We start from the raw sequence: 16,745 nt of genomic DNA, 5'->3' as shown, positions 1-16,745 counted from the left end.
GGGCTGCTCGGGCCGGCGTGCCCTGCGGGGCTTGCAGGCGCCCGACGCAATCCGTCATCCGAATTCCGTACACTTCGCGCCTCGCTCATTGCCTGTCTGACTGCCTGTCCGGAGCCCCGCTCATGAAATTCCGCTTTCCCATCGTCATCATCGACGAGGACTTCCGCTCCGAAAACACTTCGGGCCTCGGCATCCGCGCGCTCGCGCAGGCCTTCGAAAGCGAGGGCTTCGAGGTGCTGGGCGTCACGAGCTACGGCGACCTGAGCCAGTTCGCGCAGCAGCAAAGCCGCGCCAGCGCCTTCATCCTGTCGATCGACGACGAAGAGTTCTCGGTCGGCCCCGACCTCGACCCGGCCGTGCTGAGCCTGCGCAGCTTCATCGGCGAGGTGCGTCGCAAGAACGCCGACGTGCCGATCTACATCTACGGCGAGACCAAGACCTCGCGCCACATCCCGAACGACATCCTGCGCGAGCTGCACGGCTTCATCCACATGTTCGAGGACACCCCCGAATTCGTGGCGCGCCACATCATCCGCGAGGCCAAGAGCTACCTCGAAGGCGTGCAGCCACCGTTCTTCAAGGCGCTGATCGACTACGCCGAAGACGGTTCGTACTCGTGGCACTGCCCGGGCCACTCGGGCGGCGTGGCGTTCCTGAAGAGCCCGGTGGGCCAGATGTTCCACCAGTTCTTCGGCGAGAACATGCTGCGCGCCGACGTCTGCAACGCGGTGGAAGAACTGGGCCAGCTGCTCGACCACACCGGCCCGGTGGCGGCCAGCGAGCGCAATGCGGCGCGCATCTTCAATGCCGACCACTGCTTCTTCGTGACCAACGGCACCAGCACCAGCAACAAGATGGTGTGGCACCACACGGTGGCGCCCGACGACGTGGTGGTGGTCGACCGCAACTGCCACAAGTCGATCCTGCACGCGATCATCATGACCGGCGCGATTCCGGTGTTCATGAAGCCCACGCGCAACCACTTCGGCATCATCGGCCCCATTCCGAAGAGCGAGTTCGAGCAGAGCGCCATCAAGGCCAAGATCAAGGCCAACCCGCTGCTGGCCGACGTGGACCCGAACAAGGTCAAGCCGCGCGTGATGACGCTCACGCAGTCGACCTACGACGGCGTGATCTACAACACCGAGACCATCAAGAACATGCTCGACGGCTACGTCGACACGCTGCACTTCGACGAGGCTTGGCTGCCGCACGCCGCCTTCCACCCGTTCTACGGCGCCTACCACGCGATGGGCAAGCGCCGCGTGCGCCCGAAGGAGTCGCTGGTGTTCGCCACGCAGTCGACGCACAAGCTGCTGGCCGGCATCAGCCAGGCCAGCCACGTGCTAGTGCAGGACTCGCAGAACCGCGCGCTCGACCGCGACCTCTTCAACGAGGCCTACCTGATGCACTCGTCGACCAGCCCGCAGTACGCGATCATCGCAAGCTGCGACGTGGCTGCCGCCATGATGGAGCCGCCCGGCGGCACCGCGCTGGTGGAAGAGAGCATCCTGGAAGCGCTCGATTTCCGCCGCGCCATGCGCAAGGTCGAGGAAGAGTTCGGCAAGGACGAGTGGTGGTTCAAGGTCTGGGGCCCCGAGAAGCTCGTCGACGAGGGCATCGGCCGCGCCGAAGACTGGATCATGCACGGCGAGAAGAACGGCAAGCCCAAGAGCAAGAAGTCGCCGCGCAATTGGCACGGCTTCGGCGAGCTGGCCGATGGCTTCAACATGCTCGACCCGATCAAGTCGACCATCGTGACGCCGGGCCTGGACCTGGAAGGCAACTTTGCCGAGACCGGCATCCCCGCCAGCGTGGTGACCAAGTTCCTCGCCGAGCACGGCGTGATCGTGGAGAAGACGGGCCTCTATAGCTTCTTCATCATGTTCACCATCGGCATCACCAAGGGCCGCTGGAACACGCTGCTCACGGCGCTGCAGCAGTTCAAGGACGACTACGCGCGCAACCAGCCGATGTGGCGCATCCTCCCCGAGTTCTGCCAGCAGCACCCGGGCTACGAGCGCCTGGGCCTGCGCGACCTGTGCCAGCACATCCACCAACTGTACGCGCGCTACGACGTGGCCCGCCTCACGACCGAGATGTACTTGAGCGACCTGACGCCGGCCATGAAGCCCAGCGACGCCTTCGCCCACATCGCGCACCGCAAGACCGAGCGCGTGGAGATCGACGAGCTCGAAGGCCGCATCACCACCAGCCTGATCACGCCGTACCCGCCGGGCATTCCGCTCCTGATCCCGGGCGAAGTGTTCAACAAGAAGATCGTCGACTACCTCAAGTTCTCGCGCGAGTTCAACCTGCAGTGCCCGGGCTTCGAGACCGACATCCACGGCCTGGTGGCGCGCATCGACGAGACGGGCAAGAAGCGGTACTACGCGGACTGCGTGCGTCAGTCGGCAAAGTAACCCGTACAGCAAACGGCTTGAGGCCGTTCGTGGAACACCGCGGAACCGGCTTTGCCGGGCCGCTGGTGTTGCCCCCGGCGAGGGGGTTGGCGAAGCGACACGAAGTGCGCGAAGCCTGGGGGAGTGCCTGGTTCAGCCTTCGCGCACGCGCATGAAGCGGGCGAACTTCGGCAACCCGCTCGGGTGCGTGCCGTTGTAGCGGTAGGTCACCAGGCTGCCGATCGGCGGCGGCTGGTCGCGCTCGGCGTCGGTCAGGCCGGTGCCGAGCCGGAAGCGCTGGCCGTCGGGCATCTCGACCATCAACGCGCCGAGCCGGCCGTGGTGCTTGCCCTTGCCAGGCAGGTGCGCGACCACGCGGGCCTCGGCGTCTTCGAAGGGCTTGACCTTGAGCAGGTCGTTGTTGCGCTCGCCGCGGTACATCGACGCGCCCCGGTGCAGCATCAGGCCTTCGCCGCCCATCTTCACGGTCTTGTCGAGCAGCGCCTGCAGGTCCTCGTGCGTGGTCGCGGGCTGCTGCGGCACGGCCATCACCCAGGGCGCGTCGGTGATCGGCAGCAGCTTGCGCAGCGCCGCGAGGCGGGTGTTGAAGTCGCCGCCCTGGGCGGGCAGGTCGAACACCATGAAACGGATCTCGTGCCAGGCGGTGTCGCTGGGCGTCTGGCTGCGCACGGTGGACATCGTGTGGTTGAAGCGGCCACGTCCCGCCCACAGTTCGCCGTCGAGCGGCTGCTTGGGCAGCGAGGCGGTGAACCAGGCCGGCGCCATGACGGGCTCGCCGCCACGGGTCCAGAGCTTCTGGCCGTCCCAGTAGCCGCGCACGCCGTCGAACTTTTCGCTGACCCAGTAGCCCGCGAGCGACATGCCGGGGCGGTACACCTCGGCCAGCATCAGGGCAGGCGCGGCGGCGCGCGCGAACGCGGCGCGACCCGAAAGGGCTGCGCCCAGTCCCGCGAACAGGAGGAGGGTGCGTCGGTTCAACACGGTGGCAGGCGCTGGGAGCCGAGAGGGGAAATTATTCCGCCATGCCTCCGACCACGTTGCTGAAGCCGCCGTCCACGTAGGTGATCTCGGCGGTCACGCCGCTGGCCAGGTCGCTCAGCAGGAAGGCGGCCACGTTGCCGACTTCCTCGATGGTCACGTTGCGGCGGATCGGCGAGGCGTCGGCCACGGCTGTGAGGATCTTGCTGAAGCTCTTGATGCCGCTGGCGGCGAGCGTCTTGATGGGGCCGGCGCTGATGCCGTTCACGCGCATGCCCTTCGGGCCGAGCGAGGCGGCGGTGTAGCGCACCGAGGCTTCGAGCGAGGCCTTGGCCAGGCCCATGGTGTTGTAGTTGGGCAGCGCGCGCTCGGCGCCCAGGTAGGTCAGCGTGAGCAGGGCCGACTTGTCGTTGAGGTAGGGCAGGGCCGCCTTGGCCATGGCCGGGAAGCTGTACGCACTGATGTCGTGCGCGATCTTGAAGCCTTCGCGCGAGAGGCCTTCCAGGAAGTCGCCGGCGATCGATTCGCGCGTGGCGAAGCCGATGCTGTGCACGAAGCCGTCGAAGGTGGACCAGGTCTGGGCGAGGTCCGCGAAGAGCTTGTCGATCTGCGCGTCGTCGCCCACGTCGCAGTCGAAAATCAGTTTCGAGCCGAAGTCTGCGGCATATTCGGTGATACGGTCCTTGAATCGCTCGCCGACATAACTGAAGGCGAGTTCCGCGCCCTGGTCGTGACAGGCCTTGGCAATGCCATATGCAATGGAGCGATTGCTCAACACACCGGTGATCAACAGTTTCTTGCCGGAAAGAAAGCCCATGAAGTTGCCTCGTGAAAATCTTGGGCAGAATTCTCGCATGCGAGGTTGGCTGCTCTGGATGTTGGCGCTCCTGGCGCTGCCCTCGTGGGCGGCGCACGGGCTGGGCATGGGTTACGAGCCCAAGTACCCGGCGTCGTTCACGCATTTCGACTACGTGAACCCCAACGCGCCCAAGGGCGGCGACCTGACCCTGTCGGCCGCCGGCAGCTTCGACAAGCTCAACCCCTTCACCCTGCGCGGCGTGCCCCCGGTGGGCATGGGCTACAGCGCCAACGGCTTCGTGTTCTCCGAGTACGGCCTGCTCTTCGACTCGCTGACCACGCCGAGCGAGGACGAGCCTTTCTCGCAGTACGGCCTGCTGGCCGAAGACATCCAGCTGGCCCCTGACCGCTTGAGCGTCACGTTCCGGCTGAACCCCAAGGCGCGGTTTTCCGACGGCTCGCCGGTGCTGGCGAAAGACGTGAAGTACTCCTTCGATACCCTGCGCAGCAAGGCGGCCGGGCCGACCTTCCGTTCGTACTGGGCCGACATCAAGGAGGCCGTGGTGACGGGCGAGCGCACCATTCGCTTCGACTTCGTGCGCCAGAACGCCGAGCTGCACATGATCATCGGCGGGCTGCCGGTGTTCTCCAGCGCCTGGGGCAAGGGCAAGCCGTTCGACCAGATCGTGACCGAGCCGCCGATCGCGAGCGGGCCGTACGTGGTGGACAGGGTCGATTTCGGCAAGTTCATCTCCTACCGCCGGCGCCCGGACTACTGGGCCGCCAACCTGCCGGTGCGCAAGGGGATGTTCAACTACGACACGGTGTCGTACCAGTATTTCAAGGACTCGCTCGGCGAAGAAGAGTCGCTCAAGGCCGGCGCGCTCGACGCGATGGAAGAGCGCTCGATCATCGCGTGGGTGCGCCGCTACAAGGGCCGCCGCTTCGACTCCGGCGAGCTGGTCAAGGAAGAGATCGCGCATCGCCGCTTCACCGGCATGCAGGGCCTGGCGCCCAACCTGCGGCAGCCGCGCTTCGCCGACATGCGCGTGCGCAGGGCGCTGGCGCTGGCCTTCGACTTCGACTGGCTCAACGCCCACCTGTTCTACAGCCGCCGCGGGCGCACCCAGAGCTACTTCCAGAACAGCGACGACCTCATGGCCCAGCCCGAGGTCAGCCCCGAGGAGCAGGCGCTGATCGACAAGCTCAAGACGCGGCAGCGCTACCTCGACAACACCAAGGGCGAGCTGCCGCGCCCCGACAGCAGCGGCGACACCGCCGAAGGCCTGCGGCGCAATCTCGTGAAGGCGCAGGAGTTGTTGAAGGAGGCCGGCTGGAGCTACCGCGACGGCGCGCTGCGCGACAAGGCCGGCACGCCGTTCGTGATCACCATCGACATCGCCGACCGCAGCTCGGGCGTGGTGCTCGCGCCGTATGCGCGCAACCTCGGCAAGCTGGGCATCCGCCTGGACTACCGCCTGCGCGACCCGAGCCTGCTGAAGAAGAAGCTGGACGACTTCGATTTCGACATGGCCATCAGCCTCGTGGGCGGCTCGTCGAGCCCGGGCAACGAGCTGTACGACGACTTCAGCTCGAAATCGGCGAGCGAGAAGGGCAGCCAGAACCTGAGCGGCATCAGCGACCCGGTGGTCGACGAGATCGTCGAGGTGATCGTCAACAGCCACGACCGCGCCTCGCTCGCGGCGGCCGCGCGGTTGCTGGACCGCTACTTGCTCCACCAGCACTACATGACCCCGATGTACTACGGCAAGCAGTATTTCATTGCCCACAAGCGAAAGCTGCGTCGCCCGGACGCGCCACTGCCGCAGCGCCTGCTGGCGGGGTCGGCGATGCTGACGATGTGGTGGATCGAGCCGAGCGCCAAGTAAGAGAACAAGAACACGCATGGCCGCCTACCTGATCCGACGCCTCCTGCTGATCGTTCCCACGCTGTTCGGCGTGCTGCTGCTCAACTTCGCGATCGTGCAGTTCGTGCCGGGCGGTCCGGCCGAGCAGCTGCTCTCGCAACTCACCAACAAGGAGAACCGCATCTCGGGCGGCCCCACCGGCCGCACGCTCGACGCCAAGCAGGTGGCCGAGATCAAGGCACTCTACGGTTTCGACAAGCCGGCCCCCGAGCGCTTCTGGCAGATGCTCAAGCAGTTCGCCCGCTTCGACCTGGGCAAGAGCTTCTTCCAGAGCAAGGACGTGTGGCAGCTCATCAAGGAGAAGCTGCCGGTGTCGATCAGCCTGGGGCTGTGGACCTTCTTCATCAGCTACCTCATCGCGGTGCCGCTGGGCGTGGCCAAGGCCGTGCGCGCGGGCTCGCGCTTCGACTTCTTCACGACGCTGCTGGTGCTGGTCGGCTACGCCATCCCGGGCTTCGTGCTGGGCGTGGCGCTGCTGGTGATCTTCGGCGGCCAGCTGCAGTGGTTCCCGCTGCGCGGGCTGACCTCGCCGAACTGGGAGTCGCTGAGCTGGGGCGCGCGCATCGTCGACTACCTGTGGCACATCACCTTGCCGGTGACGGCCATGGTGCTGGGCAGCTTCGCGATCACCGCGATGCTCACCAAGAACTCCTTCCTCGAGGAGATCCGCAAGCAGTACGTGCTGACGGCGCGCGCCAAGGGGCTGGCCGAGCGGCAGGTGCTGTGGAAGCACGTGTTCCGCAATGCGCTGATCCCGATCATCACGGGCTTTCCGACGGCGTTCATCGGGGCCTTCTTTTCGGGCGCGCTGCTGATCGAGACGCTGTTCTCGCTCGACGGCATGGGCCTGCTGAGCTACGAGAGCGTGCTGCGGCGCGACTACCCGGTGTTCCTGGGCACGCTGTATCTGTTCACGCTGATCGGACTGGTGACCAAGCTCATTTCCGATCTTTGCTACGTCTGGGTCGATCCGAGGGTGAAGTTTGACTGAAGCCGCCGCCGTGTCCCTGAGCCCCGGGCGCCGTGCCTGGCGCCGTTTCCGCCGCAACCCGCTGGGGTTCTGGAGCCTGGTCGTCTTCTCGACGCTGGTGGTGCTGAGCCTGTTCGCCGACGTGCTCTCCACCGACAAGCCGTTGGTGGTGCGCTACGAGGGCCAGACCTACTTCCCCGTGCTGCGCGACTATTCCGAGAAGACCTTCGGCGGTGATTTCGAAACGCCCGCCGACTACCTCGACCCCTTCATCGAGCAGCGCATCACCCAGGGCGACAACTGGGCACTGTATGCACCCAACCGCTACGGCCCGGCCACGCTCAACTACTTCTCGAAGCCGCCGAACCCCGCCGCGCCTTCGCACGCGAACCTGCTGGGCACCGACGAGCGCGGGCGCGACCTGCTGGCCCAACTGATCTACGGCTTTCGCGTGAGCGTGCTGTTCGCGCTGGCGCTCACGGTGGTCGGCGTGGTGCTGGGCATCGCGACCGGCGCCGTGCAGGGCTTCTTCGGCGGCAAGATCGACCTGACCTTCCAGCGCCTGATCGAGATCTGGAGCGCGATGCCCGAGCTGTACCTGCTGATCATCTTCAGCGCGATCTTCACGCCAAGCGTGTCGCTGCTGCTGATCTTGCTGAGCCTGTTCGGCTGGATGGGCTTGTCGGACTACGTGCGCGCCGAGTTCCTGCGTAATCGCCAGATGGACTACGTGCGCGCCGCGCGCGCGCTTGGCGTGGGCAACCTGCAGATCATGTGGCGCCACATCCTGCCCAACAGCATGGTGCCAGTCGTCACCTTCCTGCCGTTCCGCATGAGCGCGGCCATCCTCGCGCTGACCTCGCTCGACTTCCTCGGCCTGGGCGTTCCGCCCGGCACGCCGTCGCTCGGTGAACTGCTGAGCCAGGGCAAGGGGAACATCGATGCGTGGTGGATCTCGCTGTCCACCTTCTGCGTGCTGGTCGTCACGCTGATGCTGCTGACCTTCATGGGCGACGCGCTGCGCGATGCGCTCGACCCCCGGAAGGCCGACAAATGACGACGATGCGCGACACAACGAAGAACCAGTCCTTGCTCGACGTGAAGGGGCTGCGCGTCGCCTTCGGCGGCAAGCCGGTGGTGCATGGCATCGACCTGCAGATCGCCGCCGGCGAAAAGCTGGCGCTGGTCGGCGAGTCGGGCTCGGGCAAGACGGTCACGGCGCTGTCGCTGCTGCGGCTGGTGCAGAACGCCGACCTTGACGGGGTGGCGACCCTGTCGGGGTCGCAGGCGCAGCGCGGTGCACGCGACCTGCTGTCGATTCCGGAGCGCGAACTGCGCGGCATCCGCGGCAAGGAGATCGCGATGATCTTTCAGGAGCCGATGACCGCGCTCAATGCGCTGTACACCGTGGGCGACCAGATCGCCGAGGTGCTCGAGTTGCACGAAGGGCTGTCGGCCCGCGCCGCGCAAGAGGCCGCTGTGCAGCTGCTGGCCGACACCGGCATTCCCGAACCGGCGCGGCGGGCGAGGTCGTATCCGCACCAGCTCTCGGGCGGGCAGCGCCAGCGCGCCATGATCGCGATGGCCCTGGCCTGCAAGCCGCGCCTGCTGCTGGCGGACGAGCCGACCACGGCGCTCGACGTCACGGTGCGCGCACAGATCCTCGAGCTGCTGGCCGACCTGCAGCGCAAATACGGCATGGCCGTGCTGCTCATCACCCACGACCTGAATCTGGTGCGCCGTTTCGCCGACCGCGTGGCGGTGATGGAGCGCGGCCACATCGTCGAGCACGGTCCGGTGGGCACGGTGTTCGAGGCGCCGCAGCATGCCTACACCCGCAAGCTGATCGACAGCCATCCGGCGCGCGACGTGGCCGAGGCGGCCGCCGATGGCGCGGCGCCGCCGGTGCTCGGGGCCCGGGCGCTGCGCGTGAGCTATCCGGTGTCGCGCCCTGGTTTTGCGGGCTGGTTCCGCAAAGGCGAGTTCGTTGCCGTGCAGGGCGCCGATTTCCGGATTGCGCCGGGCGAGACGCTGGGCGTGGTCGGCGAATCGGGGTCGGGCAAGTCGACGCTGGCGCTGGCCGCGCTCGGCCTGCTCAAGCACCGGGGCGAGCTGCAGGTGACGGGGAAGGGCTGGGCGGTGGACCGCGCCTCCGACCTCGCGCTGCGCCGCACGATGCAGGTGGTGTTCCAGGACCCGTTCTCGTCGCTCTCGCCGCGCATGACGGTGGAGCAGATCGTGGGCGAGGGGCTGCGCGTGCATGCGCCCGAACTCGACGCCGCGGCCCGCCGGGCGCGCGCGCTCACGGCGCTGGCCGACGTGGGGCTGGGCGAGGCGCAGTTTCCCGCGCTGCTCGACCGCTATCCGCACGAGTTCTCGGGCGGGCAACGCCAGCGGCTGGCGATCGCCCGGGCGCTGATCGTCGATCCGCGGCTGCTGGTGCTCGACGAGCCCACCAGCGCGCTCGACGTGACCATCCAGAAGCAGGTGCTCGGCCTGCTGCAGCGGCTGCAGCGCGAGCGGGGGCTGAGCTACCTGCTGATCACCCACGACGTCGAGGTGATCCGCGCGATGGCGCACCAGGTCATCGTGATGAAGGATGGCGCGATCCTCGAATCCGGGCCGGCCCTGCGCGTTCTCGACGCTCCCGAGCATCCCTACACACAGAAGCTGGTGGCTGCGGCGCTGCTGGAATAAAAAACGGAGACGGGTGGAAATGTCGAATATCGGACACGACCGGCGCGGTGCCTGGCGCGCGGCGCTGGCCTGCATGGTCACGCTGGCGGTGGCCATGGGCCTGGGACGCTTCGCCTTCACGCCCATGCTGCCCATCATGCTGAGCGAGGGAAAGCTCGAGCTGGCCGGCGGCGGTTTGCTGGCGTCTCTTAATTACCTGGGCTATTTCTTCGGCGCGGTCAGCTGCGCGGCCATCGGCATCAAGGCGTCGAGCATGGTGCGCGGCGGGCTGCTCGCCACGGCCGCCTTGCTGGTCGGCATGGGGCTGCTGCACAGCTTCGTCGGCTGGGGCGTGCTGCGCGCGGCGGCCGGGGTGATGAGTGCCTGGGTCTTCGTGTTCGCCTCCGGCTGGGGGCTGCGCCGGCTGGCCGAGACGAACGCGCCCACGCTGGCCGGCGTGATCTACACGGGGCCGGGCATCGGGATCGCCATGACCGGGCTGCTGGGCGGGGCGCTGGGCCGCTGGGGTTCGGAAGCGGGCTGGATCGGCCTCGGGCTGCTGGCCGTGGCGCTGATCGCGGTGATCTGGCGGGTGTTCGATGACGGCGAGCGGGCGGGGGCGCCGGCGGGCGGGGCGGTGGCGAGTCCGGCTGTTGCAGCGGGCAGTGCCTCTGGATCGGCGTCAGCCCGAAGCGATGCGATCTGGCTGGTCGCGCTCTATGGGCTGGCAGGCTTTGGTTACATCATTACGGCCACCTTCCTGCCGGTGATCGCCCGGCAGGCGCTGCCGGGATCGCCATGGCCGGATTTCTTCTGGCCGTTGTTCGGCGCGGCCATCATTCCGGGCGCATTGATCGGCGCCCGCGCCCCGGTGCATTGGGACAACCGGCTGCTGCTGGCCGCCGCTTATGCATTGCAGGCGCTCGGCGTCGTTTTTTCAGTGGCTTGGCCGACCATTGCGGGTTTTGCGCTCGGCAGCCTGTTGCTCGGCATGCCTTTCACCGCCATCACGCTTTTCGCCATGCGGGAAGCCCGACGGCTGCGCGGCAATGCCGCGGCCGGGCTGATCGGCTATGCCACGGCGTCCTACGGGGTGGGGCAGATCATCGGGCCGCTGTTTGCGGCGCCTCTGGCCCAGCGCACCGGTTCTTTCGAGCTGCCTTTGCTGGTGGCGGCAGCCGCATTGGCCCTGGGCGCGGTGCTGTTTGCCGTGGTCTGGTCGAAATACCGGCGCCCTGTGGCCGCCTGAATACCGATGTCCTTCATTTATGCACGCGAATAGCATATAATTCGAGGCTCACGACCAAACGGGCGGGTACCAACCGCCCGTTTTTTTTGGTCTATGCATTCTCAAGCAGCAATTATTTGGCGTCGTGGCATCCGTGGTGGGCGGGTGCTGCGGCTTGGGCATTGATTCAGAAGGCGCTTTCAAACACGTGGCATTGCAGCAAACAGTAGAACAAACCGTGGCCGGTCTCGGCTACGACCTGGTCGAGGTCGAGCGCTCGGCCGGTGGATTGCTGCGCGTGACGATTGATTTGCCCTGGACGCCCCCCATCTCTGAAGATGTGGCGGCCGGCGTGCCCGAACCCTTCGTGACGGTGGAAGACTGCGAGAAGGTCACGCGCCAGCTGCAATTCGCGCTGGAAGTCGATGCGGTCGATTACAAGCGGCTCGAGGTCTCCTCGCCCGGTATCGATCGCCCCTTGCGCAATGAACAGGATTTCGAGCGATTCATGGGCGCGGTGATCGACATCACCCTCAAGGCGCCCATGGGCGCTGCCGCGGCGGGCCAGGTGTCGGCCAATCGCAAGAAGTTTCGCGGCACGCTGGAGCGTGCTGAAGGCGGTTCGGGTTGGCAGATCGTCTGGAGCGATGCGCCCGAGACCAAGCCGGGTCAAAAAGTGAGCAAGAAGCGCGCGCCTGCACCGTTGCATGCGCTGGGCTTCGTATTGGACGAGCTGCGCGATGCGCGGCTCGCGCCGATTGTGGATTTCAAGGGCCGCAAGGCCAAAACCCAACCGGGTTTTTCGGATATTGACGACGGAACGAACGTTCCGGACTGAACAAGAGGAGTGGTGGCATGAATCGCGAAATGTTGATGTTGGTGGATGCGATCTCGCGCGAGAAGAACGTCGAGCGCGACGTGGTCTTCGGCGCGGTCGAATCCGCACTGGCGCAAGCCACCAAGAAGCTCCATCAGGGTGACGTGGATATCCGCGTGGCGGTCGATCGCGACAGCGGCGACTACGAAACTTTCCGCCGTTGGCACGTGGTACCCGACGAAGCCGGCCTGCAACTGCCCGACCAGGAGATTCTGCTCTTCGAGGCTCGTGAGGAGATGCCCGACATCGAGGTCGACGAATACATCGAGGAATCCGTCGATTCGGTGCCGATCGGGCGCATCGGTGCCATGGCTGCCAAGCAGGTGATCCTGCAGAAGATCCGCGACGCCGAGCGCGAGATGCTGCTCAACGACTTCATGTCACGCGGCGACAAGATCTTCGTGGGTACCGTCAAGCGTCTGGACAAGGGCGACATCATCGTGGAAGCCGGGCGCGTCGAAGGGCGCCTGCGCCGCAGCGAGATGATCGCCAAGGAAAACCTGCGTAACGGCGACCGCGTGCGGGCCATGATCATGGAGGTCGACCTGACGCTGCGCGGCGCGCCGATCATCCTGTCGCGCTCGGCCCCCGAGTTCATGATCGAGCTGTTCCGCCAGGAAGTGCCCGAGATCGAACAAGGTCTGCTCGAAATCAAGAGCTGCGCCCGCGACCCCGGTTCGCGCGCCAAGATCGCCGTGCTCTCGCACGACAAGCGTGTCGACCCGATCGGCACCTGCGTCGGCGTGCGCGGCACCCGCGTCAACGCCGTCACGAACGAACTCGCCGGCGAGCGCGTGGACATCGTGCTGTGGAGCGAAGACCCGGCCCAGTTCGTGATCGGTGCCCTGGCGCCGGCGAATGTCTCGTCGATCGTGGTCGACGAAGAAAAGCACGCCATGGACGTGGTGGTGGACGAGGAAAACCTCGCGATCGCCATCGGCCGCGGCGGCCAGAACGTGCGCCTGGCTTCCGACCTCACCGGTTGGAAGATCAACATCATGGACGCGAACGAGTCGGCCCAGAAGCAGGCGACCGAGACCGATGCCAGCCGCAAGCTCTTCATGGAAAAGCTCGATGTCGACGAGGAAATCGCCGACATCCTGATTTCGGAAGGTTTCAACAGCCTCGAAGAGGTGGCCTACGTGCCGATCTCCGAGATGCTTGAGATCGAGGCCTTCGACGAAGACACCATCAATGAGCTGCGCGCCCGTGCAAAGGATGCGCTGCTGACCATGGAAATCGCCAAGGAAGAAGGTGTCGAAACCGTCTCGCAGAACCTGCGCGACCTCGAAGGCCTCAATCCCGACCTGATTCCGCAGCTGGCTGAAGCGGGTGTGAACACCCGTGACGACCTGGCCGACCTCGCGGTCGATGAACTCACCGAAATCACCGGCCTGAGCGCCGATGACGCCAAAGCCCTCATCTTGAAAGCCCGCGAACATTGGTTCGCCGGCCAAGAGTGACGGTATGGAGGCACGAAAGCAATATGTCCAGTACCACTGTCGCCGAGTTCGCGAACGAGCTCAAGAAGACTCCCGAAACCTTGCTTGACCAGCTCAAGAGCGCAGGCGTGCCCAAAGCGGCCGCCACCGATGCACTCACGGAGGCCGACAAGCAGCGCTTGCTCGGCTTCCTGAAGGCCAGCCACGGCACGGCCGAGCCCGAGCGCAAGAAGATCACGCTGACCAAGAAGTCGACCAGCGAGATCAAGCAGGCCGACGCCACCGGTCGCGCCCGCACCATCCAGGTCGAAGTGCGCAAGAAGCGCACCTTCATCCAGCGCGATGAAGGCCACCCGGCCACGGCCGAAGGCGCGCAGCAGCAGGCGGCCGAAACGTCCGCCGCACCGGCCGCGCCCCAGATCGACGAAGCCGAACTGGCCCGCCGCGAGGAAGACGCACGCCGCCAGGCCGAGCTGATCCGCCGCCAGGAAGAAGAGCTGGCCGAGAAGCGTCGCCAGCGCGAAGAAACCGAAGCCCGCGAACGCGAGCAGGCCGAAAAGGCCGAGCGCGCCGAACAGGCCGAGCAGGAAGCTGCGCGCATCGCCGCCGAGAAGAAGGCCGCTGAAGCCGCCGCCGCTTCGGCCAAGGAAGCCGCGAAGCAGCCGGTGGCTGCCCCGGCCGCACCGGCTGCCGTGGCTGCCGCTGCTGCTGCTGCAGAGACCGCTGCCGTTGCCGAAAAGCAGGCTGCCGACACCAAGCTGGCCGCACAGAACGCCGCCACGCAGGCCAAGGAAGACGCCAAGGCCAAGGCCGCCGCCGAATCGAAGGCCCGTGCCGACGAAGAAGCCGCCCGCGCCAAGGACCTCGACGAGCGTCGCCGCAAGGCCCTGGCCGAAGCCGAAGCCATCCGCGCCATGATGAACGCACCGGCCCGCGTGCTGGTGCCGCACAAGGCGCCGGAGAAGCCGCAGCCTGAAAAGTCGACGGTCAAGGGCACGCTGCACAAGCCGGCCACGCCGCCGGGCCGCCCGGGCGCCCCTGCGGCCCCTGGCGCCGCAGCGTCGGCCGCCGCCGGTGCCGGCAAGGAAGTCAAGTCCGCCAAGCTCTCGTCGAGCTGGGCCGGCGATCCTGCCAAGAAGAAGGAAATCAAGACCCGCGGCGATGCCAGCGGGGGTGTCAGCCGCGGCAACTGGCGCGGAGGCCCGCGTGGCCGTCGCGGCAACGACCGTGGCGGTCATGACGAGCAGCACGCACCGGCCGCACCGGTCGAGGCGCGCGTGCTCGAAGTGCACGTGCCCGAGACCATCACGGTCGCCGAGCTCGCGCACAAGATGGCCGTGAAGGCGCAGGAAGTCATCAAGCAATTGATGAAGCTGGGCATGATGGCGACCATCAACCAGTCGCTCGACCAGGACACCGCGATGATCATCGTGGAGGAAATGGGCCACAACGCGGTGGTTGCCGCGCTGGACGACCCCGAAGCCTTCACCGACGAGGACGTGTCGGCGCAACAGGCCGAAGCCCTGCCGCGCGCACCGGTCGTGACCGTCATGGGTCACGTCGACCACGGCAAGACCTCGCTGCTGGACTACATCCGCCGCGCCAAGGTCGCCGCGGGCGAAGCCGGCGGTATCACGCAGCATATCGGCGCCTACCATGTGGAAACCGAACGCGGCATGGTGTCGTTCCTCGACACCCCGGGTCACGAGGCGTTCACCGCCATGCGTGCCCGCGGTGCGCAGGCCACCGACATCGTGATCCTGGTGGTGGCGGCCGACGACGGCGTCATGCCCCAGACCAAGGAAGCCATCAAGCACGCGAAGGCGGCGGGTGTGCCGATCGTGGTTGCGATCAACAAGGTGGACAAGCCCGACGCCAACCTGGACCGCGTGAAGCAGGAACTGGTGGCTGAAGAGGTCGTGCCCGAAGAGTACGGCGGCGACGTGCCGTTCGTGCCGGTGTCGGCCAAGACCGGCCAGGGCATCGACGACCTGCTCGAACAGGTGCTGCTGCAGGCCGAAGTGCTGGAACTCAAGGCGCCGGTGGATGCCGCCGCCAAGGGCCTGGTCATCGAAGCGCAGCTCGACAAGGGCCGCGGCCCGGTCGCGACCGTGCTGGTTCAGTCCGGCACGCTCAAGACCGGCGACGTGGTGCTGGCCGGCTCGACCTATGGCCGCGTGCGCGCCATGCTGGACGAAGACGGCAAGGCCACCAAGTCGGCAGGTCCGTCGATCCCGGTCGAAATCCAGGGTCTGACCGAAGTGCCGCAGGCGGGCGACGAGTTCATGGTGATGGCCGACGAGCGCCGTGCGCGCGAAATCGCCACCTACCGCGCGGGCAAGTTCCGCAACACCAAGCTGGCCAAGGCGCAAGCCGCGAACCTGCAGAACATGTTCACCGACCTGTCGGCGGGCGAAGTGCAGACGCTGCGCATCATCATCAAGGCCGACGTGCAGGGTTCGCAGGAAGCCCTGGCTCAGTCGCTGCTCAAGCTGGCGACCGAAGAAGTCAAGGTGCAGATCGTGTACGCCGGCGTCGGCGGCATCAGCGAAAGCGACATCAACCTCGCGATCGCGTCGAAGGCAGTGGTCATCGGCTTCAACGTGCGTGCCGATGCCGGTGCGCGCAAGCTGGCCGAAGGCAATGGCGTTCAGCTGAACTACTACAGCATCATTTACGACGCCGTCGACGAGATCAAGGTCGCGATGTCGGGCATGCTGGCACCGGAGCGCCGCGAAGAGATCATCGGCTCGGCCGAGATCCGCACGGTGTTCGTGGCCTCGAAGATCGGCACCGTGGCCGGCTCGTACGTCACTTCGGGCTCGGTCAACCGCAGCGCGCATTTCCGCCTGCTGCGCGACAACGTGGTGATCTACACCGGCGAAGTCGACTCGATCAAGCGCATGAAGGACGATGTCCGCGAAGTCCGCGAAGGTTTTGAGTGCGGTATCAAGCTCAAGAACTACAACGACATCAAAGAGGGCGATCAGCTCGAATTCTTCGAGATCAAGGAAATCGCCCGGACGCTGTAAGCGTTCGACGCGAGACAGGCCATGCCGAAAAGAAAAGCAGCCGCACCCAACCGCGCGTTCAAGGTCGCCGACCAGATCCAGCGCGATCTGACGGAGCTGATCGCGCGCGAGTTGAAGGACCCGCGTGTGGGCATGGTCACGATCCAGGCGGTCGAGGTCACGCCCGACTATGCGCATGCGAAGGTCTTCTTCAGCCTGCTCACGGGCGACGTGGCCGAGACCACCGAAGCGCTGAACCAGGCCGCAGGCTTCCTGCGCAACGGCCTGTTCAAGCGCCTGCACATCCACACCGTGCCGACGCTGCACTTCCTGTTCGACCGCACCACCGAGCGTGCGGCCGACATGAATGCGCTCATCGCACAGGCCGTTGCTTCGCGCTCGAAAGACGACTAG

12 protein-coding genes are annotated in these 16,745 nt (G+C 66.3%); 10 read left to right on the top strand and 2 right to left on the bottom strand.

Annotated features, from left to right (window positions below):
* The first annotated feature begins 122 nt into the window (after positions 1 to 122).
* Positions 123 to 2,423 (top strand): Orn/Lys/Arg family decarboxylase, encoded by a 2,301-nt coding sequence (locus AC07OX_RS01300; protein ID WP_495262534.1) that lies wholly within the window; start codon positions 123 to 125, stop codon positions 2,421 to 2,423.
* A gap of 132 nt (positions 2,424 to 2,555) precedes the next feature.
* Here the strand turns inward: AC07OX_RS01300 and AC07OX_RS01295 are convergent, their stop codons facing one another.
* Both AC07OX_RS01295 and fabI read right to left on the bottom strand, forming a co-directional pair.
* Positions 2,556 to 3,404, bottom strand: coding sequence for a DNA ligase (locus AC07OX_RS01295; protein ID WP_495262533.1), 849 nt, complete (start codon positions 3,402 to 3,404; stop codon positions 2,556 to 2,558).
* A gap of 31 nt (positions 3,405 to 3,435) precedes the next feature.
* Entirely contained in the window at positions 3,436 to 4,218 is a 783-nt protein-coding gene (gene fabI, locus AC07OX_RS01290) for an enoyl-ACP reductase FabI (protein ID WP_495262532.1), read from the bottom strand.
* A 37-nt stretch (positions 4,219 to 4,255) separates the two neighbouring features.
* Here fabI and AC07OX_RS01285 point away from each other — a divergent pair, with 37 nt between their 5' ends.
* The 9 genes from AC07OX_RS01285 to rbfA all read left to right on the top strand — a co-directional run bounded on the left by AC07OX_RS01285 (position 4,256) and on the right by rbfA (position 16,745).
* Positions 4,256 to 6,088 carry an extracellular solute-binding protein gene (locus tag AC07OX_RS01285; protein WP_495262531.1) on the top strand — a complete coding sequence of 611 codons (1,833 nt, stop codon included), beginning with the start codon at positions 4,256 to 4,258 and terminating at the stop codon, positions 6,086 to 6,088.
* A 16-nt stretch (positions 6,089 to 6,104) separates the two neighbouring features.
* Complete coding sequence (locus AC07OX_RS01280; protein WP_062479827.1) at positions 6,105 to 7,118, top strand: microcin C ABC transporter permease YejB; 1,014 nt, start codon at positions 6,105 to 6,107, stop codon at positions 7,116 to 7,118.
* Entirely contained in the window at positions 7,111 to 8,154 is a 1,044-nt protein-coding gene (locus AC07OX_RS01275) for an ABC transporter permease (protein ID WP_495262530.1), read from the top strand. Before AC07OX_RS01280 ends, AC07OX_RS01275 begins: the two co-directional genes overlap by 8 nt.
* 5 nt (positions 8,155 to 8,159) lie before the next feature.
* On the top strand, positions 8,160 to 9,794 hold the full coding sequence (locus tag AC07OX_RS01270) for an ABC transporter ATP-binding protein (protein ID WP_495262529.1): 1,635 nt from the start codon (positions 8,160 to 8,162) through the stop codon (positions 9,792 to 9,794).
* Positions 9,795 to 9,813: 19 nt separating this feature from the next.
* Positions 9,814 to 11,022 carry a YbfB/YjiJ family MFS transporter gene (locus AC07OX_RS01265; protein ID WP_307693528.1) on the top strand — a complete coding sequence of 403 codons (1,209 nt, stop codon included), beginning with the start codon at positions 9,814 to 9,816 and terminating at the stop codon, positions 11,020 to 11,022.
* Between the two features lie 187 nt (positions 11,023 to 11,209).
* Positions 11,210 to 11,839, top strand: coding sequence for a ribosome maturation factor RimP (rimP, locus tag AC07OX_RS01260; protein ID WP_495262528.1), 630 nt, complete (start codon positions 11,210 to 11,212; stop codon positions 11,837 to 11,839).
* A 17-nt stretch (positions 11,840 to 11,856) separates the two neighbouring features.
* Complete coding sequence (nusA, locus tag AC07OX_RS01255; RefSeq protein ID WP_062479821.1) at positions 11,857 to 13,341, top strand: transcription termination factor NusA; 1,485 nt, start codon at positions 11,857 to 11,859, stop codon at positions 13,339 to 13,341.
* Positions 13,342 to 13,364: 23 nt separating this feature from the next.
* Entirely contained in the window at positions 13,365 to 16,352 is a 2,988-nt protein-coding gene (infB, locus tag AC07OX_RS01250; protein WP_495262527.1) for a translation initiation factor IF-2, read from the top strand.
* 21 nt (positions 16,353 to 16,373) lie between these two features.
* The gene (gene rbfA / locus AC07OX_RS01245; protein WP_070060772.1) at positions 16,374 to 16,745 is read left to right on the top strand and encodes a 30S ribosome-binding factor RbfA; all 372 of its coding nucleotides are present in this window, start codon (positions 16,374 to 16,376) and stop codon (positions 16,743 to 16,745) included.

The sequence above is a fragment of the Variovorax sp. GW821-FHT09D07 genome, assembly GCF_059416345.1.
The sequence above is the reverse complement of the archived record's forward strand: the minus strand, read 5'-3'. Positions and strand labels throughout refer to the sequence as shown.